Source organism: Acinetobacter sp. YH01022, from assembly GCF_013420235.1.
Classification (GTDB): Bacteria; Pseudomonadota; Gammaproteobacteria; order Pseudomonadales; family Moraxellaceae; genus Acinetobacter.
This window is the reverse complement of record NZ_VOYP01000107.1, coordinates 1-1159: the sequence shown is the minus strand read 5'-3', so window position 1 is coordinate 1159 and position 1159 is coordinate 1. Positions and strand designations below refer to the sequence as shown.

The window sequence follows — 1159 nt, the reverse complement described above, 5'->3', positions numbered from 1 at the left end:
GCGGTGATCGCAGCCCAATTCGATGGATAATCTTTTTCAGATTCAATCAATAATTGAACCGCTCTTTCTCTGATTTCAGGGGTATATTTTAATTTTGTCATCGGGATAGTCTCTCAGAATATTGACTTTCCGACAAACCCGGTACGGTTCACTATCTTTAGTGTGAAAGAGGACTCCACCCAACATTAGGGTGGAGGTGAATTTCACGACTTTTTTTGGTGTTTTTTCAGTGCAATATGATAGAATATTTTATCATTAAGTTTCTGTATCTAAATAGATTTAAGGCGAAATGAAGATCAACAAAGCGTACAAATTTAGGCTTGAGCCTAATGCGGAACAGGAGCTTGTTTTAAACAAGTTGCTTGGCTCTGCACGTTTTGTTTGGAATCAGGTTTTAGCCATTTCATTTGAAATGCTTGCCAAGAATGAACGCATCACCAAGGATAACCTGGTTAAGAAAATACCCGATCTCAGAAAAAAACCTGAATGTGCTTTTTTAGAACACAGCTCAAATGGCGTTTCACTTCAACAAAAAGTTCGTGATCTTGGTGATGCTTGGGCTAGGTTTTTCAACCAAAAAGAACAAGCCAAATTAAAGCAAAAACCATTTAAAGCCAAAAAACCAAGATTCTTTAAGTTGACCGATGATACTGAGCTTCAACTTAGACAGCTTATGCCGCGATTCAAAAAGAAATCTGATGGTTATGATTCAATTCGTATTGTTCAATTTGATAGATATTGTTGGGTCAAAGGTAATCAAGTTAAGTTACCCAATGATATTGGTGTTGTGAAATTCAGAAAATCACAAGATATTCTTGGCACAATCAAAAATGTCACAATCTCAAAGCATGTTGGTAAGTGGTACATATCTTTTGGTGTTGAAAGCACAGTAGAAGCACCAATCCATCCATCAAAATCAGCGATTGGCATTGATTTAGGCGTTAAAAAGTTACTTACAACATCCAATGGTGATGTATTTAAACCAATCAATAGTTTTAAAGCCAATCAAGTCAAGTTGGCTAGACTTCAACGCAAGTTGAGAAAGAAAACCAAATTTAGTCAAAATTGGAAAAAACTTAATCTAAAGATCAATAAATTACACCATCATATTGCCAATATTCGACATGACTACTTGCATAAAGTCACGACAACGCTCAGC

At 36.1% G+C, this 1159-nt stretch carries 1 protein-coding gene and 1 pseudogene; one reads left to right on the top strand and one right to left on the bottom strand.

Going from position 1 to position 1159, the window contains the following annotated elements:
• Window positions 1-101: pseudogene (locus FTT87_RS15865) on the bottom strand (adenylosuccinate lyase); the annotation flags it as partial.
• Between the two features lie 188 nt (window positions 102-289).
• On the opposite strand from FTT87_RS15865, the gene FTT87_RS15860 reads away from it, so the two are divergent.
• On the top strand, window positions 290-1159 hold an 870-nt coding region (locus FTT87_RS15860), incomplete at its 3' end, for an RNA-guided endonuclease TnpB family protein (protein WP_180175111.1).